Source organism: Labrys sp. HAY1-8F (assembly GCF_056754975.1).
In genome coordinates, this window is record NZ_JBPGWZ010000002.1 from 3,454,384 (window position 1) to 3,475,366 (window position 20,983).

19 protein-coding genes are annotated in these 20,983 nt (G+C 64.6%); 14 read left to right on the plus strand and 5 right to left on the minus strand.

From position 1 onward, the window contains the following. The first annotated feature begins 431 nt into the window (after window positions 1–431). The 3 genes from gltB to ACR9ZN_RS25020 all read left to right on the plus strand — a co-directional run bounded on the left by gltB (window position 432) and on the right by ACR9ZN_RS25020 (window position 7,756). Window positions 432–5,204 (plus strand): glutamate synthase large subunit, encoded by a 4,773-nt coding sequence (gene gltB / locus ACR9ZN_RS25010; protein ID WP_441774197.1) that lies wholly within the window; start codon window positions 432–434, stop codon window positions 5,202–5,204. A gap of 98 nt (window positions 5,205–5,302) precedes the next feature. After that, window positions 5,303–6,727 carry a glutamate synthase subunit beta gene (locus tag ACR9ZN_RS25015; RefSeq protein ID WP_434959119.1) on the plus strand — a complete coding sequence of 475 codons (1,425 nt, stop codon included), beginning with the start codon at window positions 5,303–5,305 and terminating at the stop codon, window positions 6,725–6,727. Window positions 6,728–7,123: 396 nt separating this feature from the next. Next, a complete protein-coding gene (locus ACR9ZN_RS25020) occupies window positions 7,124–7,756 on the plus strand; it encodes a LysE family translocator (protein ID WP_434959120.1) in 633 nt (210 codons plus the stop codon). A 55-nt stretch (window positions 7,757–7,811) separates the two neighbouring features. Here the strand turns inward: ACR9ZN_RS25020 and ACR9ZN_RS25025 are convergent, their stop codons facing one another. Further along, window positions 7,812–8,954 (minus strand): SGNH/GDSL hydrolase family protein, encoded by a 1,143-nt coding sequence (locus tag ACR9ZN_RS25025; protein WP_481273464.1) that lies wholly within the window; start codon window positions 8,952–8,954, stop codon window positions 7,812–7,814. A 56-nt stretch (window positions 8,955–9,010) separates the two neighbouring features. Further along, window positions 9,011–10,276 carry a lytic murein transglycosylase gene (locus ACR9ZN_RS25030; protein ID WP_481273465.1) on the minus strand — a complete coding sequence of 422 codons (1,266 nt, stop codon included), beginning with the start codon at window positions 10,274–10,276 and terminating at the stop codon, window positions 9,011–9,013. 97 nt (window positions 10,277–10,373) lie between these two features. On the opposite strand from ACR9ZN_RS25030, the gene ACR9ZN_RS25035 reads away from it, so the two are divergent. From ACR9ZN_RS25035 to ccmB, 3 genes are read left to right on the plus strand one after another with little or no spacing between them, the layout of a single operon-like run. Beyond that, window positions 10,374–11,342 (plus strand): KpsF/GutQ family sugar-phosphate isomerase, encoded by a 969-nt coding sequence (locus ACR9ZN_RS25035; protein WP_434959748.1) that lies wholly within the window; start codon window positions 10,374–10,376, stop codon window positions 11,340–11,342. Window positions 11,343–11,356: 14 nt separating this feature from the next. Continuing rightward, the gene (ccmA, locus tag ACR9ZN_RS25040; RefSeq protein ID WP_454816643.1) at window positions 11,357–11,959 is read left to right on the plus strand and encodes a heme ABC exporter ATP-binding protein CcmA; all 603 of its coding nucleotides are present in this window, start codon (window positions 11,357–11,359) and stop codon (window positions 11,957–11,959) included. Beyond that, on the plus strand, window positions 11,956–12,624 hold the full coding sequence (gene ccmB / locus ACR9ZN_RS25045) for a heme exporter protein CcmB (RefSeq protein WP_434959123.1): 669 nt from the start codon (window positions 11,956–11,958) through the stop codon (window positions 12,622–12,624). The genes ccmA and ccmB overlap by 4 nt, the downstream gene beginning before the upstream one ends. 6 nt (window positions 12,625–12,630) lie before the next feature. Here ccmB and ACR9ZN_RS25050 read toward each other — a convergent pair whose 3' ends face one another. After that, window positions 12,631–13,536 carry a LysR family transcriptional regulator gene (locus tag ACR9ZN_RS25050; RefSeq protein ID WP_481273466.1) on the minus strand — a complete coding sequence of 302 codons (906 nt, stop codon included), beginning with the start codon at window positions 13,534–13,536 and terminating at the stop codon, window positions 12,631–12,633. Window positions 13,537–13,661: 125 nt separating this feature from the next. On the opposite strand from ACR9ZN_RS25050, the gene ACR9ZN_RS25055 reads away from it, so the two are divergent. From ACR9ZN_RS25055 to ACR9ZN_RS25085, 7 genes are all read left to right on the plus strand, one after another. Next, the gene (locus ACR9ZN_RS25055; protein ID WP_454811859.1) at window positions 13,662–14,435 is read left to right on the plus strand and encodes an SDR family oxidoreductase; all 774 of its coding nucleotides are present in this window, start codon (window positions 13,662–13,664) and stop codon (window positions 14,433–14,435) included. Window positions 14,436–14,656: 221 nt separating this feature from the next. After that, window positions 14,657–15,415: a heme ABC transporter permease gene (locus ACR9ZN_RS25060; protein ID WP_434959126.1), complete on the plus strand. Its 759-nt coding sequence runs from the start codon at window positions 14,657–14,659 to the stop codon at window positions 15,413–15,415. A gap of 1 nt (window position 15,416) precedes the next feature. Then, entirely contained in the window at window positions 15,417–15,620 is a 204-nt protein-coding gene (gene ccmD / locus ACR9ZN_RS25065; protein WP_434959127.1) for a heme exporter protein CcmD, read from the plus strand. Further along, entirely contained in the window at window positions 15,617–16,210 is a 594-nt protein-coding gene (locus ACR9ZN_RS25070) for a DsbE family thiol:disulfide interchange protein (RefSeq protein WP_434959128.1), read from the plus strand. The genes ccmD and ACR9ZN_RS25070 overlap by 4 nt, the downstream gene beginning before the upstream one ends. 24 nt (window positions 16,211–16,234) lie before the next feature. After that, window positions 16,235–16,738, plus strand: a complete 504-nt coding sequence (locus ACR9ZN_RS25075; protein WP_454811863.1) for an RNA pyrophosphohydrolase — start codon at window positions 16,235–16,237, stop codon at window positions 16,736–16,738. After that, window positions 16,738–17,235 carry an RNA pyrophosphohydrolase gene (locus ACR9ZN_RS25080; RefSeq protein ID WP_441774341.1) on the plus strand — a complete coding sequence of 166 codons (498 nt, stop codon included), beginning with the start codon at window positions 16,738–16,740 and terminating at the stop codon, window positions 17,233–17,235. Before ACR9ZN_RS25075 ends, ACR9ZN_RS25080 begins: the two co-directional genes overlap by 1 nt. Before the next feature lie 177 nt (window positions 17,236–17,412). After that, a complete protein-coding gene (locus ACR9ZN_RS25085; protein ID WP_481273467.1) occupies window positions 17,413–17,823 on the plus strand; it encodes an acyl-CoA thioesterase in 411 nt (136 codons plus the stop codon). 110 nt (window positions 17,824–17,933) lie between these two features. On the opposite strand, the gene yddG is transcribed toward ACR9ZN_RS25085, so the two are convergent. Together yddG and ACR9ZN_RS25095 are read right to left on the minus strand one after the other, a co-directional pair. Next, window positions 17,934–18,821 (minus strand): aromatic amino acid exporter YddG, encoded by an 888-nt coding sequence (gene yddG / locus ACR9ZN_RS25090; protein ID WP_454811867.1) that lies wholly within the window; start codon window positions 18,819–18,821, stop codon window positions 17,934–17,936. A gap of 155 nt (window positions 18,822–18,976) precedes the next feature. Next, a complete protein-coding gene (locus tag ACR9ZN_RS25095; protein WP_481273468.1) occupies window positions 18,977–19,411 on the minus strand; it encodes a group III truncated hemoglobin in 435 nt (144 codons plus the stop codon). A 135-nt stretch (window positions 19,412–19,546) separates the two neighbouring features. On the opposite strand from ACR9ZN_RS25095, the gene ACR9ZN_RS25100 reads away from it, so the two are divergent. Next, window positions 19,547–20,863, plus strand: a complete 1,317-nt coding sequence (locus ACR9ZN_RS25100; protein WP_481273469.1) for a S41 family peptidase — start codon at window positions 19,547–19,549, stop codon at window positions 20,861–20,863. Window positions 20,864–20,983 lie beyond the last annotated feature (120 nt).

Genomic DNA, 20,983 nt, shown 5'->3' on the forward strand with positions numbered 1-20,983 from the left:
TGCTTGTCCCCAGCTTGGAATCATGCAATGTCAGCCCTCCATATTAGGACAGCTATGCTGTCCCATTGTGGATGCCGCTGCCTTCGGGTCTGCGGCCCGCGGACCAGCCGAAGATGGCCCACAGGCCCGGCTTGGCCGTATGGCAAGAACGCCGCTCTCGCGTTTCAGCGCGGAGCGGTGCACAATTGAGTGACAGCTTTCACAATCCGGCGGCATAGTCGCGGCCCGACCCTTGCAAGGGCAGGCGATGAGCGGGCGAGTGTGTGAAGCTGGGAAGCGGGGCAGGGCGAGATCAATGCATCTGGCTCCCTCCTGCGGTTCATCGGACTGCGTCCGGTGGTGAGCGTTGACAGGTGTCGAAGGAACGGATGCGGTAGAACCGCCCGGGACTTGATATCCAACAGGTGACTGAGGCGAAGAGGAAACAGGCGATGAGCGCGATCTTCCAACACGGACAGCAGACGGTTTCGGCGGCGGCGATCGACGCTGCGACGAAAACGAATGCCACCGTGACGAAAGACCGCCGAACGCCTGACCTGGATACGCGCAGCCTGGTGCTGCGCGATCCTGGCCTGCCCGAAGCCCAGGGCCTCTACAATCCCGCCAATGAGAAGGATGCCTGCGGCGTCGGCTTCATCGCCGATATGAAGAACCGCAAGAGCCACAAGATCATCGCGCAGGCGCTGCAGATCCTGCACAATCTCGACCATCGCGGCGCCGTCGGCGCCGATCCGAAGGCGGGTGACGGCTGCGGCATGCTCGTGCAGATCCCGCACGACTTCTTCGCCGCCGAATGCGCCACGCTGGGCTTCGAGTTGCCGGCGCCGGGCGATTATGCCGTCGGCTTCTTCTTCCTGCCGCGCAACGAGGAAGGCCGCGTGCATGCCATGCGCGTGGTCGAGAAGATCGTGGCCGAGGAAGGCGAAGTGTTCCTCGGCTGGCGCGCCGTGCCCGTGGACAATTCGGGCCTGGGCGAAAGCGTGCTGCCGACCGAACCGATCCACATGCAGGCCTTCATCGGCCGTTCGGCCGCCACGCCCGATCAGGACGAGTTCGAGCGCCGGCTGTTCATCATCCGCAAGGTGATCTCCAACGTCATCTATAACGATGTGGAGCGCCGGCCGGTGACGGCAGGCTTCTATCCGGTCTCGGTGTCCAGCCGCACCATCACCTATAAGGGCATGCTGCTCGCCACCCAGCTCGGCGACTATTTCAAGGACCTCACCGACGAGCGCTTCCAGAGCGCCATCGCCCTGGTGCATCAGCGCTTCTCGACCAATACTTTCCCGAGCTGGACGCTGGCCCACCCCTACCGCATGGTCGCGCACAACGGCGAGATCAACACACTGCGCGGCAATGTGAACTGGATGGCGGCGCGCCAGGCCTCGGTCGATTCCGAGCTGTTCGGCAACGACATCTCCAAGCTCTGGCCGATCTCCTATGAAGGCCAGTCCGACACGGCCTGCTTCGACAATGCGCTCGAATTCCTGGTGCAGGGCGGCTATTCGCTCGCCCACGCCATGATGATGCTGATCCCCGAGGCCTGGGCGGGCAATCCGCTGATGTCCGAGGACCGGCGCGCCTTCTACGAATACCACGCCGCGCTGATGGAGCCCTGGGATGGGCCGGCCGCCGTGGTCTTCACCGATGGCCGCCAGATTGGCGCTACGCTCGACCGCAACGGCCTCAGGCCCGCCCGCTATCTCGTCACCAAGGATGGGCTTGTCGTGCTCGCCTCCGAATTCGGCGTGCTGCCGATTCCCGAGGCCGACATCGTCGAGAAGTGGCGCCTGCAGCCCGGCAAGATGCTGCTGATCGACCTGGAGGAAGGACGCATCGTCTCCGACGACGAGATGAAGGCCTCGCTCGCCACTGCCAATCCCTATCGCGACTGGCTCAAGCGCACCCAGATCGTGCTGGAGGATCTGCGCCCGGTGGAAGCGCGCGCCTCGCGCACCGACGTGTCGCTGCTCGATCGCCAGCAGGTCTTCGGCTACACCCAGGAAGACATCAAGCTGCTGCTGCCGCCGATGGCGACCACCGGCCAGGAGGCCGTCGGCTCGATGGGCACGGATACGCCGATCTCGGCGCTCTCCGACAAGTCGAAGCTGCTCTACACCTATTTCAAGCAGAACTTCGCCCAGGTCACCAACCCGCCGATCGACCCGATCCGCGAGGAACTGGTGATGAGCCTGGTGTCGTTCATCGGACCGCGCCCGAACATCCTCGACCTCGAGGGCACGTCCCGCAAGAAGCGCCTGGAAGTGCGCCAGCCCATCCTCACCAATGAGGATCTGGAGAAGATCCGCTGCATCGGCCATGTCGAGGAGCGTTTCGACACCAAGACGCTCGACATGACCTATCCGGCCATCCAGGGCGCGGACGGCATGCGCGGTTCACTCGAGCGGCTATGCGAGCGCGCCGAGGCGGCGGTGCATGGCGGCTACAACATCATCATCCTGTCCGACCGCCAGACCGGCCCGGACCGCATCCCGATCCCGGCGCTGCTGGCGACGGCGGCGGTGCATCATCACCTCATCCGCAAGGGGCTGCGCACGGCGGCAGGCCTGGTGGTGGAGACCGGCGAGGCACGCGAGATCCATCATTTCTGCTGCCTTGCCGGTTATGGCGCCGAGGCGATCAACCCCTATCTCGCCTTCGAGACGCTGGCCACGCTTCATGCCCAGCTCGAATTCCCCGAGGAAGTCGACGAATATGAGGTGGTCAAGCGCTACATCAAGTCGATCGGCAAGGGCGTGCTGAAGGTGATGTCCAAGATGGGCATCTCGACCTACCAGTCCTATTGCGGCGCACAGATCTTCGACGCCATCGGCCTCTCTTCGGCCTTCGTCGACGAGTTCTTCTTCGGCACCGCCACCATGATCGAGGGCGTCGGCCTCAACGAGGTCGCTGCCGAGGCCGTGTCACGCCACAAGGACGCCTTCTCGGACGCGCCGATCTTTCGCAACGCGCTCGATGTCGGCGGTGAATATGCCTACCGTATCCGCGGCGAGGACCATGTCTGGACACCGGACAGCGTCGCCACGCTGCAGCATGCCGTGCGCAACAATGCGCAGGACCGCTATCGCGACTTTGCCGATACGGTGAACCTGCAGAACGGCCAGCTCCAGACCATCCGTGGCCTGTTCCGCATCAAGACGGCTGGTGAGCGCGGCATGGCCTCGGTGCCCCTGGCCGAGGTCGAGCCCGCGAGCGAATTGGTAAAGCGCTTCGCTACCGGCGCGATGTCCTTCGGCTCGATCTCGCGCGAGGCCCATGAATCGCTGGCCATCGCCATGAACGCCATCGGCGGCAAGTCCAACACCGGCGAAGGCGGCGAGGAAGCCGAGCGCTTCAAGACCCTGCCGGACGGGCGCTCCAAGCGCTCGGCCATCAAGCAGGTCGCCTCGGGCCGCTTCGGCGTCACCGCCGAATATCTGGTCAATGCCGACATGATGCAGATCAAGGTCGCGCAGGGCGCCAAGCCCGGCGAGGGCGGCCAGCTGCCCGGGCACAAGGTCGATGCCGTCATCGCCAAGGTGCGCCACTCGACCCCGGGCGTCGGCCTGATCTCGCCGCCGCCGCATCACGACATCTATTCGATCGAGGATCTGGCGCAGCTGATCTTCGATTTGAAGAACGTCAACCCGGCGGCGGATGTCTCGGTCAAGCTGGTTTCGGAAGTCGGTGTCGGCACCGTCGCCGCCGGCGTCGCCAAGGCCCGCGCCGACCATATCACCATCTCCGGCTTCGAAGGGGGCACCGGCGCTTCGCCGCTGACCTCGATCAAGCATGCCGGCAGTCCCTGGGAAACCGGCCTGGCCGAGACCCAGCAGACGCTGGTACTCAACCGCCTGCGTTCGCGCGTGCGCCTGCAGGTCGATGGCGGGCTCAAGACCGGCCGCGACGTCGTCATCGGCGCGCTGCTCGGGGCGGACGAATTCGGCTTCTCCACCGCGCCCCTGATCGCGGCCGGCTGCATCATGATGCGCAAGTGCCACCTCAATACCTGCCCGGTGGGCGTGGCGACGCAGGACCCCGTGCTGCGCAAGCGCTTCAAGGGCACGCCCGAGCACATCATCAACTACTTCTTCTTCGTCGCCGAGGAAGTGCGCGAGCTGATGGCCGAGCTCGGCTTCCGCAAGCTCGACGAGCTGATCGGCCGCTCCGACCTGCTCGACAAGCAGGATGCCATCGAGCACTGGAAGGCCAAGGGACTCGATTTCACCAAGCTCTTCCACAAGGTGGACGTGCCGGCCAATGTCGGCATCCGCCACGAGGAGAAGCAGAAGCACCCGATCGATACCGTGCTCGACCGCGGTTTCATCGCCGAGGCGGCACCGGCGCTCGACTATGGCCGCGAGGTCACCATCGAGGGCAAGATCACCAATGTCGATCGCACGGCCGGTGCCATGCTCTCGGGCGAAGTCGCCCTGCGCTACGGCTATGAAGGCCTGCCCGACGGCACCATCAAGGTGAATCTGTCAGGCACGGCCGGCCAGAGCTTCGGCTCCTTCCTGGCGGCGGGCATCGACCTGACGCTGGTGGGCCAGGCCAACGACTATGTCGGCAAGGGCCTTTCCGGCGGCCGCATCATCATCAAGCCGAGCCCCGAGACCCAGGCCGTGCCGGAGAAGTCGATCATCATCGGCAACACCGTGCTCTACGGCGCTATTTCCGGCGAGTGCTATTTCCGCGGTGTGGCGGGCGAGCGCTTCGCGGTGCGCAATTCGGGCGCCGCGGCGGTGGTCGAGGGCACCGGCGACCATGGCTGCGAATACATGACCGGCGGCGTGGTGGTCGTGCTCGGCCAGACGGGCCGCAACTTCGCGGCCGGCATGTCGGGCGGTGTCGCCTATGTCTATGACGAGGACCAGAGCTTCGCCAAACGCTGCAACCTCTCCATGGTCGATCTCGAACCGGTGGAAGAGGAAGAGGATTTGATGGAGCGCCTGCACCATCATGGCGGTGACCTCGAGTTCAAGGGCCGCATCGACGTCTCCGGCGACATGGGCCGCTATGACGAGGAGCGCCTGCGCAAGATGATCGAGAACCACCTGCATTATACGGGCTCGACGCTTGCCAAGGCCATGCTGGACGATTGGGCGACCTATCGCACCCGCTTCGTCAAGGTGATGCCGGTCGAATATCGCCGCGCCCTGCGCGAGATGGAAAAAGCCCGCACCATGATGGCGGCGGAGTGATTTCGGCATCGTCGCGGATACCGAAGTCCGCGACATGGATCTTTTGACAACGGCCCCGGATAGCGCGGCGCGCATCCGGTTCGACCGGAGGACTTAGTATGGGCAAGGCAACAGGATTTCTCGAGATCGATCGGCAGGACCAGAAGTATATTCCGGCCGCCGACCGCATCCGCCACTACCGCGAATTCACCCTTCCGCTCGACGACAAGGATGTCGCCAAGCAGGCGGCGCGCTGCATGGATTGCGGCGTGCCCTATTGCCATGGCCCGACGGGCTGTCCGGTCAACAACCAGATCCCGGACTGGAACGACCTCGTCTATCACGACGACTGGGAGGAGGCGGCGCGCAACCTGCACACCACCAACAACTTCCCGGAATTCACCGGCCGCATCTGTCCGGCGCCCTGCGAGGAAGCCTGCACGCTCAACCTCGAGGATGTGCCGGTTACCATCAAGACGATCGAGCAGTCGATCGCCGACAAGGCCTGGGCCATGGGCTGGATCCAGCCCGAGATCGCCAAGGTGAAGACCGGCAAGAAGGTGGCCGTCGTTGGCTCCGGCCCGGCGGGTCTGGCAGGTGCACAGCAGCTTGCCCGCGCAGGCCACGAGGTGCATGTCTATGAGCGCGAGCCCGCCGCCGGCGGCCTGCTGCGCTACGGCATCCCGGACTTCAAGATGGAGAAGCACCATATCGAGCGTCGCGTGCGCCAGATGGAGGCCGAGGGCGTTACCTTTCACTATGGCGTCAATATCGGTGTGACCATGAGCTTCGCCGACCTCAAGGCCGGCCACGATGCCGTGCTGATGGCTGGTGGCGCCGAGACCCCGCGCGATCCGACCCTGCCGGGCGCCGAGCTCGAGGGCGTCCATTTCGCCATGCCGTATCTGGTGCAGAGCAACCGCCGCGTCGGTGGCGAGGACATCTCCAAGGAAGAACCGCTGCTGACCACCGGCAAGCATGTCGTGGTGATCGGTGGCGGCGACACCGCGTCGGACTGTGTCGGCACCTCCTTCCGCCAGGGCGCCATCTCGGTGACTCAGCTCGACATCCGGCCCCGTCCGCCCGAGAAGGAAGACAAGCTGGCGATCTGGCCCTATTGGCCGACCAAGATGCGCACCTCCTCCTCGCAGGCCGAGGGTGCCGAGCGCGAATTCCAGGCGGTGACGCTCGGTATCGTCGGCAAGAATGGCCGGGTCACCGGTGTCAAGATCGCCCGTGCCGACGAGAAGCGCCGGCCGATCGAGGGCACGGAAACCGTGTTGCGCGCCGATATGGTTTTCATCGCCCTCGGCTTCACCGGACCGATCAAGGCCGGCATGATCGACCAGTCGGGTGTCGAGCTCGACAAGCGGGGCAATATCGCCGCTACCGATCGGGACTACCGCACCTCGATGGACAAGGTCTACGCCGCCGGTGACATGCGGCGCGGCCAGTCATTGGTGGTCTGGGCCATCCGCGAAGGCCGTCAGGCCGCCCGTGCCATCGACGAGGCGCTGATGGGCGCGACGACGCTGCCGCGCTGAGGGACCGGGTCTTCGGGCCCAATGCCGTTCACTTAAGCGTCTTCGAGTTTGCACGATCTTCGTCATTGTCGAGCTTGACCCGGCAATCCAGCGCTTTCGCGCGATTTCTGGATAGCCGGGTCAAGTCCGGCTATGACAAATCGGAGCGTTTCCTCCTTCAGCGAACTGCATTGGGCCTTCGGGCCCGCCTTTTTCGGTGTGCCGGTCTTCAGACCGATATTCACGCGCCACCTTTCACGCCGGTCTCGTTCCATCGAGAGACGGGGCTGAGACGATCGCCGCACCATTCCTGCCATCACGGATTTTGACGTGTCCATTCAAAGTGATGATGAATGCGCGTGGATGCTTGTACGGATGGGCGTAAGGCACGTAGGAAGGGAAAACCGAGGCCCCCCCATGCTCTCCCTCACGACCGTCCTCGCCTTCACCGCCATTGCCGTCGGCATGGTGCTGACACCCGGCCCCAACATGGCCTATCTGGTCTCGCGCTCGATCTGCCAGGGCCGTCTGGCGGGGTTGATCTCGCTCACCGGTGTCGTCACCGGCTTCGTGATCTATATGCTGCTGGCGGCCTTCGGCATCACCGCGCTGCTGTTCGCGGTGCCCTATGCCTATGATGCCCTGCGTATCGCCGGCGCTGCCTATCTCGCCTGGATGGCCTGGCAGGCGCTCAAGCCCGGCGGACGTTCACCCTTCGAGATTCGCACGCTCAAACCCGATTCGGTGCGGCGGCTCTATGGCATGGGCCTGTTCACCAGCCTGCTCAATCCCAAGGTCGCCGCACTCTATCTTTCGCTGCTGCCGCAATTCGTGGATCATTCCGGCCCTGTGCTCGGCCAGACCCTGCAGCTCGGCCTGATCCAGATCCTGGTCAGTGCCTTCTTCAATGCCTGCTTCGTGGTGATGGCGGGCACTATCTCCGCCTTCCTGGCGGACCGGCCGCTGTGGACGACGGTGCAGCGCTGGCTGATGGGCACGGTGCTGATGGGCCTCGCCGCCCGCATGGCGCTCGACACCGCGCGGCGATGAGTAGGGCGCGGACATCGCGACATGCCTGCATGCCGCCGGGATGTCCGCATTCCCTTTAAGGCACTGCCTGCGCCGGCCAGCGGAAATCGTCGGCGCGGCCCTCACGGGAAGGCAGGCTTTCGCCCTGTCCGAGCACTCTGGCGACACTGGGGTCGGCACCGCCTGGCTTGGGCGCCCCGCCACCGAGCAACTGGCCGCCGGGCGCGGTTTCATAGGCGTCGAGCGGCAGGACGGGCCCGTATTCGGGCTTTTCGGCCGGAGAGTCCCCGGGCGTATCGGGGGTGGGTTCAGCGACTGGGGCGGTTGCTACCATCGGTGCCGGCGGCGCCTCGCCGAGCAGGCGCCTCAGATCGCTTTCGAGGAAATGCGCCGCCAGCTTGGCGCCTTCATCGGAGAAGTGTACGCCATCGGCCTTGCGCAGGCGGGCCGGCTGGCCGTCGAGCCCGGTGCCGCTGGCGGCATAGGATCCGTCCGAATTGACGAAACCGTCCCAGATGTCGACATAGAGGCCGCCCGCCGCCGTTACCTGGCTGCGATAGAGGCTGTTGAACCGCACCATGGCAGCGCTGAGCACGTCGCTGCGCATCGGCGGCAAGCCGACCCAGAAGATCTTGACGCCGCGGGCTTTCAGAGGCGCGATCAGGGCGTCGATGCGCTTGCGATAAGCGGCTTCCCATTCCTCTGATTGCGGCTCGAAGCGGGTGCCGTCATCCCGGATGGTCTGGCGGTCGTTGGAGCCGATCAGGATCACCACGGCATCGATCTGGGCATTGGCGGCGAGCAGATCGGCGATGCCCTTGTTCCAGTCGTAAAAGTCGTTGCGCACCAGGCCGCTATCGGCTTTGACATTGCGGATGATGGCGATGTCGGGCCGATCGTCCAGGACGTCCGTCAATCCGGCGGCGAGCTGATCCGCCATCGAATCGCCGATGACATGCACGAAGGAGGAAGGCGGCACGGCTGGTGCCGGCGCCACCTTGGCGGGTTTGGGCAGGGCGAAGGGCGAAGCCCGGACCTTGGTGCGCCGTACGGGCGCCGGCCGGGCGTTCTGCTGGCGCACCTTGTTCTGCATCTCCTGATATTGACGCAGGGCCTGCCCCGGCGTGTCGCCCCCGCTGTCGCGCGCCATGACATGCCGCTGCGACAGGATGACAGAAGCGAGCACGAACAGGACGATCAGGAGGAGGCGCTGCTTCAAGGCCGGTCTCCGATTTCGCAGGAATGACACGCCCTAGCCGGAAAGATTATCACGCATCAGGGCGTCGCGCTCAGTTTCTGCAGCACTGCCGGGGTCGGATAGCCGTCGGCCACCAGCCCTGCCTTGGCCTGCCAGGTGCGCAGAGCCGCCCGCGCTGCCGGGCCGATCTTGCCGTCGATCGTCTCGATGGGATAGCCGAGCGCCTTCAGCTTCTTCTGCATCGCCGTGATCTGTGCGCGGTTGAGCGTGGTTTCCTGCGACGGCCAGCGGCCCTGCAGCGAGGGGATGCCGCGGATACGGTCGGCGAGCAACCCGACAGAGAGCGTGTAGGAATCGGAGATGTTGTAGGTCTTGATCGCCCAATAGTTCTGGAAGATCAGGAAGGCCGGTCCCTTGGCACCGGCTGGCAGGAATAGCCAGGCCTTGTCGGTTTCAGCCTTGTCGGTTTCAGCCTTGCCGGTGTCCAGCAACGGCTTGCCGTCGACCCTGGCGACGCCGAGCTTGGCCCAGGCCCCGACCGGGCCGCCATCATGAGCATTGATGGCGGTGAAATCGAATTTCGCCGGCAGCTTCACCTCATGGCCCCAGCGCTTGCCGGCATCCCAGTCGTGCAGCTTGAGATAGTTGGCGATCGAACCGATGACGTCGGGTTCTTCGTTCCAGATGTCGCGCTTGTTGTCGCCATCCATGTCGACGGCATATTTCAGAAAGCTGGAGGGCATGAACTGCACCTGGCCCAGCGCCCCTGCCCAGGAACCGGTCATGCCGCGCGGCGTGATGTCGTGCTCCTGCAGGATCTTGAGGGCATCGATCAATTCGTTGCGGAAGAGTTCGGGCCGTTTGGCCGTGCAGCAGGCCAGCGTGGTGAGCGAGCGGATGATGTCGGAATTGCCGGGCGAGGCGCCGTAATTGCTCTCCAGCGACCAGATGGCGAGAATGACGTAGCGATCGACGCCATAGCGTTCCTCGGCCTTGTCGAGCCATGATTTCCAGCGCTGCGCCATCGCCTTGCCCTGGGCGATGCGGTCGGCGCTCAGGCGGGCATCGACATAGGCGCGGATGGTTTGGTTGAATTCGGGCTGGGTGCCGGCCAGCGAGATCACCTTGGGATCGACGCCGAGCCCGGCGAAGGCGGCATCGAAGGTCTCGCGGGAAATGCCGACCTTCTCGGCCCGTGGCCACAACGCGGTAACGAAGGTCAGATAGCCGTCGGCGCGGGCGGGTGAGGCCAGACCGGGAAGCGCGAGGCCGAGAATCATGAGGCCCAGAACGGACCCGAGCCGCATCGTGCGCGCGATGACGTTAGAAGGCGTGCAGGGCATGAAAGCGTTCCCGAATCCTGATTCTCTTTACTGATTCTGTGATAAATACCGCCGCGAAACAAATCGTGACGAGGCAGGTTTGAAGCAAGGTGATGGCATGGTGAAGGCGGCGCAGCAATCGGCCCTGCGCACCATCGCAACTGAACGCGTCGGCTTGGAAGCATTGGCGCAGGCAATCGAAGGCGATCTCGGCCCCATATTCGGCGCTTGCATCGATCTCGTCGCCCGCCTCAAGGGCCGGGTCATCATTACCGGCATGGGCAAATCGGGCCATATCGGCAAGAAGATCGCCGCCACCTTCGCCTCTACAGGCACGCCCGCTTTCTTCGTGCATCCGAGCGAGGCCAGCCATGGCGATCTCGGCATGATCACGGCTGATGATGCCGTCATCGCCCTGTCCTGGTCGGGCGAGACGCGCGAGCTCGGCGACATCATCGACTATGCCACCCGCTTCAACGTACCCTTGATCGCGGTGACCTCGGTGGCGAGTTCCACCTTGGCCAAGGCGGCGGACCTGCCGCTGGTCCTGCCCCAGGCCAAGGAAGCCTGCCCGAACGGCCAGGCGCCGACGACGTCTTCCCTGATGATCTTGGCGCTCGGCGACGCCCTGGCCATGGCCATGCTGGAAACACGCGGCTTCACCGCCGCAGATTTCCGTGTCTTCCATCCCGGTGGCAAGCTCGGCGCTTCGCTCAAATTCGTGCGCGACGTCATGCGTACCGGCGACGCGGTGCCGCTGGTCGCCGAGGGTACGCTGATGTCGGAGGCCATCCTGGTGATGTCGAAGAAGGGAGTCGGCAGCGTCGGCGTCGTCGATGCGTCCGGCGCGCTGATCGGTATCGCCACGGATGGCGACCTCCGGCGCCATATGAGCGACGATTTGATGACTCGGCGGGTCGACGACATCATGACACGTACACCCAAGGTCATCCGCCCCGATGCCCTGGTCAGCGAAGCCATGGAGGTGATGGACTCCAGGCGCATCGCCGTGCTGTTCGCCGTGGAAGGCGGACGGCCCGTGGGTGTCGTCCATATGCTCGACCTCCTGAACATCGGCGTCGTGTGAGCAATGCCTCGCCCCTGCGCCTGACGATCGAGAACCTCGCCTGCGAGCGGGGCGGGCGGCTCGTGTTCGAAGGGGTCGGCTTTTCCGCCGGTGCCGGCGACCTCGTTGCGGTAACGGGCCGCAACGGGGCCGGCAAATCCAGCTTGCTCAGGGTGATCGCCGGCCTGGTGCCGCACCGGGACGGGCGGATACGCCTGGATGGCGGCGGTGCCGAGAAGACGCCCGCCGAGCACATGCATTATTGCGGCCATGCCGATGCCCTGAAGCCCTCCCTGAGCGTGCGCGAGAATTTGGGCTTCTGGCGCGCTTATTACGGCGATGCCGATCGCTCGATCGAGGATGCCCTCGATATCCTAGCCATCGAGCATCTCATCGACCTGCCCGCAGCCTATCTCTCGGCCGGACAGAAGCGCCGGCTCTCTCTGTGCCGGCTCCTGGTGTCGCGGCGGCCGGTCTGGCTTTTGGACGAGCCGACATCGGCGCTCGATAGCACCACCCAGGCCCGTCTTGCCGAGGTGATGGGCGAGCATCTCCAGGGCGGCGGGCTGATCCTGGCCGCGACCCATGGCGATCTCGGTCTCGCACCGAGCCGGACGCTGGCGATCGGTACGGCATGAGTGCGCTCGGGGCCCTGTTCGTGCGGGAATTGCGGCTGGCTGTCAGGGCCGGCGGTGGCGCGCCGGTCGGCGTCATCTTCTTCCTTGCGGTGGTGACGGTCATTCCCTTCGGTGTCGGTCCCGACCTCAATCTGCTCACACGTATCGGCCCGGCTGTGCTCTGGCTCGGGGCCCTGCTGGCGACGCTGCTCGGCCTCGATCGCCTGTTCCAGGCCGATCTCGACGACGGGTCGCTCGACCTCATCCATCTCGGCGGGCCCCCCTTGGAACTGGCCGTAGCGGTAAAGGCGCTGGCGCATTGGGTGACGACCGGCCTGCCGCTGGTCATCGCGACGCCGCTGCTCGGCCTGTTCGTCAATCTGCCTGGCAAGGGCCTTGCGGCCGTGACGCTGACCTTGCTGGTGGGCACGCCGGCCCTCACCTTTCTCGGTGCCATCGGCGCGGCGTTGACCGTCGCGCTCAGGCGTGGCGGCATGCTGATCTCTATCCTGATCCTGCCGCTCACCATCCCCGTGCTGATCTTCGGGGTGGCCGCCGCCACCGCCGCGATCACCGGCCCGATGCCCTTCCTGCCGCCCTTCCTGCTGCTATCGGCCATGACGCTGTTTTCCATCGTGCTCGGCACGGTGGCAGCGGCCTGGGCCCTACGCTTCGGACTGGAATAACGGGCTCTACGGCATCAGCACTTCGCGCCGGAGCAGGGCTTCAAGCCAGTCTGCGAACAACTGCACACGGCGCGAGAAATGCCGGCGATGCGGAAAGAGCAGCGTCATCGGCATGGAGGCAGCGCGGTGGTTGGGCATGACCTCGACGAGCTCACCTGCCGCCATATGGCGCTTCACGTCATAGGCCGGTATCTGGATCAGGCCGAAACCCGCCAGGCAGCAGGCGATATAGGCTTCCGCGCCGTTGACGACGACGCGGCTGCGCACCAAACGCGTCTGGACCGCGCCTTGAGCCAACCATTCCCAGGGCTCGACCCGCCCCGTGGTGGGCGAGGCATAGTTGACGGCCAGGTGCTCGTCGAGATCTTCGGGGCTGCGGGGCACGCCATGACGCGCGAGATAGGCAGGGCTGGCAACATTGATGAGAGGCAATTCGCCGATGGTGCGGGCGATCAGCCCTGAATCGCTGAGAGGGCCGACCCGCAGCACACAGTCGAGGCTGTCCTCGACCAAGTCGACGGTGCGGTCGGTCACCCCGAGATCGACGTCGATCTCGGGATAGAGATCGAGGAACTCGGCCAAGGCCGGAGCCACGATCAACCGGCCGATGCGCCCGGGCAGGTCGACACGCAGGCGCCCCGCCGGGCCGACGGCAGCCTGCCGGAACAGACCTTCGGTCTCTTCGAAATCGGAGAGCAGGCGCAGGCAACGCTCATAGAGGGCCAGTCCATCCTGCGTGGGGGCGACCTTGCGGGTGGTCCGATGCAGCAGGCGCGCGCCCATGCGGGCTTCCAGATCCTTGATGGCTGCCGAGACCGAGGGGCGCGGCAGCCCCAGCGTGTTGGCGGCGCGCGTGAAACTCGAACTATCGACGACGCGAACGAAGATACGGAAGAGGTCGATGCGGTCCACGGCCTGATACCAGATTGGTACGAGATCTTAACATGTCATGTTCGAATGGGCAGCTTTATATCGAAATTCAAGACGATAAGCTGACCTTCCATTAGCCTCCCCCTTCACAAACAGGAAGATCCAGCATGGCCGATCACAGCATCAAGGGAAAAGTGGCGTTGATTGCCGGAGGCGCCAAGAATCTGGGCGGCCTTCTGGCGCGCGATCTGGCGGCGCAGGGCGCCAAGGCGGTGGCTGTTCACTACAACAGCGCTGCCACCAAGGCGGCGGCCGATGAAACCGTTGCTGCCATCAACGCGGCCGGTGCCAAGGGCGTCGCCTTCCAGGGCGACCTCACCTCGGCCGGCGCGGTCGAGAAGCTGTTTGCCGACACGATCGCGGCCGTCGGCCGTCCCGACATTGCCGTCAACACCGTGGGCAAGGTGCTCAAGAAGCCTTTCGTCGAGATCTCCGAGGCCGAGTATGACGAGATGACCGCGGTCAACTCGAAAACCGCCTTCTTCTTCCTCAAGGAAGCCGGCAAGCACCTCAACGACAACGGCAAGATCTGCACGCTCGTCACCTCGCTGCTCGGCGCCTTCACGCCGTTCTATGCCGCCTATGCCGGCACCAAGGCGCCGGTGGAGCATTTCACGAGAGCTGCTTCCAAGGAGTTCGGCGAGCGCGGCATCTCGGTGACCGCCATCGGCCCCGGCCCTATGGACACGTCCTTCTTCTATCCGGCCGAGGGCGCGGATGCCGTCGCCTATCACAAGAGCGCCGGCGCCCTGTCGAAATTCTCCAAGACCGGCCTCACCGACATCGAGGACATCGTGCCCTATATCCGCTTCCTCGTCTCCGACGGCTGGTGGATGACCGGGCAGACCATCCTCGTCAATGGCGGCTACACGACCAAGTAAGCGCGAGTTTTCCGGGTGTACTGGCATCCCGGCGATATGCTTGCTTGTTGCTATGCCGTTCTTCCCCGGTGAGCAGACGCGGTGCTTCCAAAAAGACGGGCAAGATGCCCGTGCAGCCGGAGGGACTTCCTCATGGATTGGGGAGGTCCTTCCGCCTGGCCTCCCATTTTTGTGTTCCCTGCGAGATTGTCTCCCTGCGCGCGCGCAGGTAAAACAATCGCATGTGGAAATACGCCAATCCCACCCTGTTCATGGGCCTTGCCGGCCGTCTCCTGCCCTGGCTGGCAGGAGCGACGGTGCTGTTGTTCGCCGCTGGTCTCTACGGGGCGGCCGTTGCGCCCGACGACTACCAGCAGGGCGCCACGGTGAAGATCATGTATATTCACGTGCCCTGTGCCTGGCTCGCCATGGCCGGCTGGGGCGCGATGTCGCTTTCGGCACTCGGTGTGCTGGTCTGGCGTCATCCCCTTGCCGAGGTGGCGATGAAGGCCGCCATGCCGATCGGCGCTGCCTTCACCCTGCTGTGCCTGATCACCGGTTCGCTCTGGGGGCAGCCGATGTGGGGCACCTGGTGGGTCTGGGATGCGCGCCTGACCTCGGTACTCGTGCTGTTCCTGATGTATCTGGCGCTGATGGCGCTGTGGCACTCCATCGAGGATCCCAGCAGGGCGGCGCGGATCTCGGCCGTGCTGGTACTGGTCGGCGCCGTCAACATTCCGATCATCAAATTCTCGGTGGACTGGTGGAACACCCTGCACCAGGGTGCGTCGGTGTTCCGCATCGGCGGTTCCACCATCTATTCGTGGATGATGCTGTGGCCGCTGCTCGACATGGCGATCGCCTTCACCCTGCTCTTCGCCACGCTGCATCTGATGGCGATGCGCAACGAAATCCTGCGCCGGCGTATCCGCACCATGCGCCTGATGGCGGCGGCCGGCGTCACCCCGGCCATGACCGCCTCCGTTCCGGTGGAGGTCTGACATGGTGGTGTTCGGCATGGACCTTGGTCCGCACTGGGCTTTCATCGCCTGGGCCTATGGCCTGGCGGCGATCGTGATCGTGGCGCTGATCGCCTGGGTGATGCTCGATCACAAGGCACAGCACAAGACCCTGGCCGAGCTGGAATCCCAGGGCCTGCGCCGCCGTTCGCGTCGGGACGCCAATCAAAGCGGGCAGACGCCATGACCGAAAGCCACGCCCTGCCGCCGGCACCGCGCCGCCGCGCGCTGGTGTTCCTGCCCTTGATCGTGTTCGCGGCGCTTGCCGGCCTGTTCTTCTACCAGCTCCGCTCGGGCGGCGATCCCTCGGCCTTGCCCTCCACTCTGATCGGCAAACCCGTGCCTGAGATGAGTTTGCCGCCGCTCGCCGAACTCGCGCGGGACGGCAAGACGCTTCCGGGGCTTGCCACCGGCGATCTGAAATCGGGCGGCGTGAGCGTGGTCAACATCTTCGCATCCTGGTGCGGCCCTTGCCGGGACGAACATCCGGTGCTGATGAAGCTTGCGGGCCTCGACAAGGCGCGTCTGGTCGCAATCAATTACAAGGACGATCCCGACAATGCGCGCCGCTATCTCGGTACCTTCGGCAATCCCTATGCGGCCGTGGGCGTCGACGTCAACGGCCGTTCCGCCATCGATTGGGGCGTCTATGGCGTGCCGGAGACCTTCGTGGTCAATGCCAAGGGCGAGATCGTCGACAAGATTGTCGGCCCGCTGAGCGAGGACAGCCTGAAGTCCAGGCTGCTGCCCGCGATCGAGGCCGCCTCCAAACCATAACCGCCGACACGTTCCAAGGCCACAATGACCGATCGTCCCAAGCTTCCCTACCGCCGCTGTGCCGGCGCGGCGCTCTTCAATGCGCAAGGCAAGGTCTTCGTCGGCCGCCGCAAGCCGCGTACCGGCAGCGCGCCGGGCAGCTTCGAATGGCAGATGCCGCAGGGCGGTATCGACGAGGGCGAGGATCCCCGTGAGGCGGCGATCCGCGAACTCCATGAAGAGACCAATGTGCGTTCGATCGCCTTTCTGGCCGAAGCGCCCGATTGGTACTCCTACGATCTGCCTGCCGAAGCGGTCGGCGGGGGCTGGACGGGCCGCTATCGTGGTCAGACCCAGAAATGGTTCGCCTTTCGCTTCACCGGCCCCGACAGCGAGATCGACGTGCTCAGGCCGGCCGGCGGCCAACACAAGGCCGAGTTCGAAGATTGGCGCTGGGAGGATCTTGCTGCCTTGCCCGGCCTGATCGTGCCGTTCAAGCGCGGCGTGTACGATGAGGTGGTGGCGGCTTTCCGCCATCTGGTGGCGTGATGGGTGAAACCAGACCCTATCGCCCCAATGTCGGTATCGCCCTGCTCAATGCCGAGGGGCTGGTGCTGGTCGGCCGGGCCGAGACGTCCGGGCCGGAGCTGATCGTGCCGGGCTTCGAATGGCAATGCCCGCAGGGCGGCATCGACGAGGGCGAAGATATCGTCGCGGCGGCCAAGCGCGAGCTCTGGGAAGAGACCAATGTCCGTACCGCCTCGGTGCTGGCGGTGACGGAGGAATGGTGGCCCTACGACTTCCCACCCTATGACGGGCCACCGCACAAACTGTCACCCTTTCGCGGCCAGAAGCAGCGCTGGGCCGCCTTGCGCTTCGAGGGTACGGACAGCGAGATCGACGTCGTCAACCTGCCGACCGGCGAGCCGCAGGAATTTTTCGGCTGGCGCTGGGAGAGGCTGGCGCGGCTGCCCGAACTGGTGACCCCGCACAAGCGCCCGGTCTATCTGCGCATGGCGCAGGCCTTCGCCCGCCTCGGCGCCTGACGCGCGGGCGGGACTTTCGCCGGACCACCCTGTTCAGCGTAGATCCATTGGACGGATTGGCGCCGTGCCATGCTTGTGCCAAGCTATGCTGCTTCAATGGCATTGACACGGTATTGGGGGCTGCATTTCGGAGGTGGCGTCCCCATATGCTGTTTTTGGCGCGGAGGCGCAGAAGCAATGTTTCGGAACGTCATGCCCTATGATTATACCGTCGGTATCGATCGCTCGGATATCGACTTCATGGGCCATGTCAACAATGCCAGCTATCTGAAATGGGTGCAGGCGGCGATCATCAGTCACTGGGAACGCCTGGCGCCTGCCGAGGCGTTGAAGAAGCATGCCTGGGTGGCGCTCCGTCACGAGATCACCTATCGCAAGCCGGCCTTCCTCGATGACGATGTGATTGCCACCGTCATTCTCGAAAAGGTGCACGGCGCCAGGGCCTTTTACGGCATCATCATCAAGCGCGGCGAGGAAGTGCTGGCCGAGGTGAAGTCGAGCTGGTGCTGCCTGGATGTGGCGACCAAACGCCCGAAACGGCTTTCGAGCGCCATCATCGAGCGTTTTCTCGGCAGGCCGGCGAGCTGAAGAACGTCAGGCCTCATCCACGAGCTTGCGGCCATAGCGTTTTGCGACTTGCCGATGAGGCAAGAATCGCAAAGACGCGTGGAAGCAAAAAAGCTAGGGCAAACAAGCGTTCACGCCTGAACGCGCTTTGCTCCAGGAAAGAGCTGGTCGCGCGACGCGATGAGCGCCCCGCCGACGATGAGCAGCACGGCGAGCGCCAGGGCCAGGCTCGGTGAAGCGATGCCAACGGCGACCAGGATTAGCGTCGACAGGACAGGCGTGGCGTAGGAGGCGACGCCGAGCAGGCGGATGTCGCCGTGCTTGACCCCGCGATCCCAGGCATAGAAAGCCAGGCCCACCGGTCCGAGGCCGAGGCCGATGATGGCAAGCCACTCCTTGGCATCGGGCCACACCGTGGTTTCGAACAGGCCGTGGCAGATCAGGGCCAGCACGCAGGTCACCCCGCAAAAGCCCACCACCGCATCCGTTGGCACCGCCTTGAAGCGGCGCGACAAAACCGAATATCCCGACCAGATGAAGGCGCAGGCTAGCGCCAGCGCATAGCCGGGCGCATTGGCCATCTCGAAGCCCGACACTCCTTTGGCGAGGGCGAGCGCCAGTACCCCGACAAAGCCGAGCATGGCGCCGGCGACGTGATACCAGCGCAGGCGCTCGCCGGGCAGCATGGCGGAGAACAGCACGATCAGGAGCGGCCAGAGATAGGCGATCAGGCTGGCTTCGGCCGGCGGGGCCCGCTTGAGGGCCTCGAAATAGACGGCGTGATAACCGAACAGGCCGCCGACGCCGAGCGCCCAGACCGGCCAGGGCTGGCGTAGAGCCGCGGTAGCGCCAGGCCGGAACGGCCAGGAGGCTGCGCCCATCAGCGTCGCCACCGCAAAGGTCAGCCCCAGCAGTTGGAAGGACGGGATGCGGTAGGTGAGCGCCGTGGTCAGCGCCAGCACGGACCAGAGCAGGATGGCGATCAGGCCGATCAGGGTAGCGAGCAATTTGGCAGGCATGGACGGTTCTTTCGGTTGCGCCTGCTATGCCGCAAAATCGATATCTGCGCTATCGGGGATTTTTGGCCCGGGCCACTGGCCCTGCCATTCCCAATCGTGCTGCTTTTCCAAGGATCGCCGTAGTGGCGGGGAGCGGTAAAGAAAAACCGCAGCCGTTACGCCGGCAACTTTCTCGCCTGGTGCCGCGGCGGCCGGATCTCGCCGCGCTGGGTGCCGATCGACATTTCGAAGCTGTCGGCGATGCGGCGGGCGCGGTCGATGAAGAGCAGGGCGGCATTGCGAGGCAGCACCTCGAGAGCGGTGTGCTCGAACAGATCGAGCCAGCGATCGAAATGGCGACCTTCCAGCGGCAGCATCAGATGGGGACGGAGCGGGCGGCCGTCATAGCGCCCGCTACGCAAGATGACGGATGACCAGAAGGCACAGAGCTTGGCGAGATGGTCGTCCCAATCAGCGACTTTCGCGTTGAAGATCGGCCCGATCAACTCGTCCTGCCGCACCCTGCCATAGAAAGTGTGGACCAGGCGCTCGATCATCGCCTCGCTGACCGCGATGCCATCAGGCTCACTCATATTGATGCTGGCTGCCATGGCCGTCTCTATGCCGGAAAATTCGTACGAGGACCAATGCACTGGTGTCGCAGCAGCTATTTTTAGGCGCCGGTACTGACATTCGGATGGCGCATCACCATCTAACTCGAAATCATTGGAAGAGTGGAGGCCGCTATGCGCATGCGTCCACTTGCGATAATTGTTCTTCTTCTTGGTTTGATTGCAAATCCGGCCGGGGCTCAACAGCAGCCCGACCCTGAAAACCCGGACAATGATAGTCGCGAGCAACTTTACGAGCTCGGTCGTTTCATTGCGATCTATCAGCGAGTGCTTGCCACCTATGTCGACAAGCCCGCGCCGGATGTGCTGATCCAGGGCGCGATCGGCGGCATGATGTCGAAGCTCGACCCTCATTCGCGCTATGTCGATCCCAAAGCCATGTCCGACATGCAGCAGGAGCTTGCCGGCAAGCAGGTTGGGCTCGGCCTTGAAGTCGAAATACAGGGCGGACTGGTCAAAGTGGAGCATGTCCTGCCGGCCACACCGGCAGCCATGGCAGGCCTGCAGGCGGGAGACATCATCCTTACGCTGGATGGTGGTGGCTTACGAGGGCTAGGCCTGGCCACGGTGCTGCAGCGCATGGAAGGGCCGGTAGGCAGTTCCGCCACCCTGACCGTTCGGCGGCGCGGCAATGCCAGACCACTGTCCTATACGCTCATGCGCGAGATCATCCGGGCCGAGAGCGTACGCTTCGAGGTGATGGGCGAGGATGTCGGCTATATCCGCATCGGGGAATTCAACGAACAGACGCCCGATAGCCTGAAGCGGATCGCCGAGCGCCTGCCGACCGCCTTCCGGCCTGGCGCCTTGAAGGGCATCGTTCTCGACTTGCGCAACAATCCCGGCGGTTTGCTCGATCAGGCGATCATGGTGTCGGCAGCCTTCATCGGCAAAGGAGTGCTGCTGTCGATCCGTGGGCGCGAGCCCGACCAGTCCAAGGTCTATGTTGCTCATGGCGAGGACATCACCGGCGGCGTGCCGCTGGTGGTGCTGATCAATGGCGGCACCGCCTCGGCAGCCGAGATCGTCGCCGGGGCCTTGCAGGATTTCAAGCGCGCCACCATTGTGGGCACACGCTCCTTTGGCAAGGGCTCGATCCAGACGGTGACGCGCCTGCCCGACGACAGCGCCCTGGTGCTGACCACGGCGCGCTATTACACGCCCCTCGGCCGCTCGATCCAGGCGCAGGGCATCGAGCCCGACATCGCCGTGCAGCAGCCGGACCCGACCGGTGCCGGTCTCGGCCATGCCACGCCGGGCGAAGCTGGCCTGACAGGCCACCTCAAGGGCACCGGTGCGAAGGATGAGAGCGGCTCGTCCTTCTATGTGCCGCCGAACCCCGCCGACGACGTCCAGCTTGGCGTTGCCCTCGACATGCTGCGGAGTACCGAGCGCGGGGGCAGCGAATTATGGCGGCCTCCCGGGAACTGAGCGGCGACGATTCGGCTGCCCGGTCGAAACAGCTGATGGCTTTCGAGCCGTCATGCGAATGAAGGGAAGCGATCCAGTGCCGTCGGGCTCTTCGTTTATGGGCCTCCGGATTGCTTTACG

Excerpts from the sequence above, each read along its gene's own strand:
- gltB (WP_441774197.1), top strand. The coding sequence starts at position 432 with ATGAGCGCGATCTTCCAACACGGACAGCAGACGGTTTCGGCGGCGGCG.
- ACR9ZN_RS25015 (WP_434959119.1), top strand. The coding sequence starts at position 5,303 with ATGGGCAAGGCAACAGGATTTCTCGAGATCGATCGGCAGGACCAGAAG.
- ACR9ZN_RS25020 (WP_434959120.1), top strand. The coding sequence starts at position 7,124 with ATGCTCTCCCTCACGACCGTCCTCGCCTTCACCGCCATTGCCGTCGGC.
- ACR9ZN_RS25030 (WP_481273465.1), bottom strand. The coding sequence starts at position 10,276 with ATGCCCTGCACGCCTTCTAACGTCATCGCGCGCACGATGCGGCTCGGG.
- ACR9ZN_RS25035 (WP_434959748.1), top strand. The coding sequence starts at position 10,374 with ATGGTGAAGGCGGCGCAGCAATCGGCCCTGCGCACCATCGCAACTGAA.
- ccmB (WP_434959123.1), top strand. The coding sequence starts at position 11,956 with ATGAGTGCGCTCGGGGCCCTGTTCGTGCGGGAATTGCGGCTGGCTGTC.
- ACR9ZN_RS25055 (WP_454811859.1), top strand. The coding sequence starts at position 13,662 with ATGGCCGATCACAGCATCAAGGGAAAAGTGGCGTTGATTGCCGGAGGC.
- ACR9ZN_RS25060 (WP_434959126.1), top strand. The coding sequence starts at position 14,657 with ATGTGGAAATACGCCAATCCCACCCTGTTCATGGGCCTTGCCGGCCGT.
- ccmD (WP_434959127.1), top strand. The coding sequence starts at position 15,417 with ATGGTGGTGTTCGGCATGGACCTTGGTCCGCACTGGGCTTTCATCGCC.
- ACR9ZN_RS25070 (WP_434959128.1), top strand. The coding sequence starts at position 15,617 with ATGACCGAAAGCCACGCCCTGCCGCCGGCACCGCGCCGCCGCGCGCTG.
- ACR9ZN_RS25075 (WP_454811863.1), top strand. The coding sequence starts at position 16,235 with ATGACCGATCGTCCCAAGCTTCCCTACCGCCGCTGTGCCGGCGCGGCG.
- ACR9ZN_RS25080 (WP_441774341.1), top strand. The coding sequence starts at position 16,738 with ATGGGTGAAACCAGACCCTATCGCCCCAATGTCGGTATCGCCCTGCTC.
- ACR9ZN_RS25085 (WP_481273467.1), top strand. The coding sequence starts at position 17,413 with ATGTTTCGGAACGTCATGCCCTATGATTATACCGTCGGTATCGATCGC.
- yddG (WP_454811867.1), bottom strand. The coding sequence starts at position 18,821 with ATGCCTGCCAAATTGCTCGCTACCCTGATCGGCCTGATCGCCATCCTG.
- ACR9ZN_RS25095 (WP_481273468.1), bottom strand. The coding sequence starts at position 19,411 with ATGGCAGCCAGCATCAATATGAGTGAGCCTGATGGCATCGCGGTCAGC.
- ACR9ZN_RS25100 (WP_481273469.1), top strand. The coding sequence starts at position 19,547 with ATGCGCATGCGTCCACTTGCGATAATTGTTCTTCTTCTTGGTTTGATT.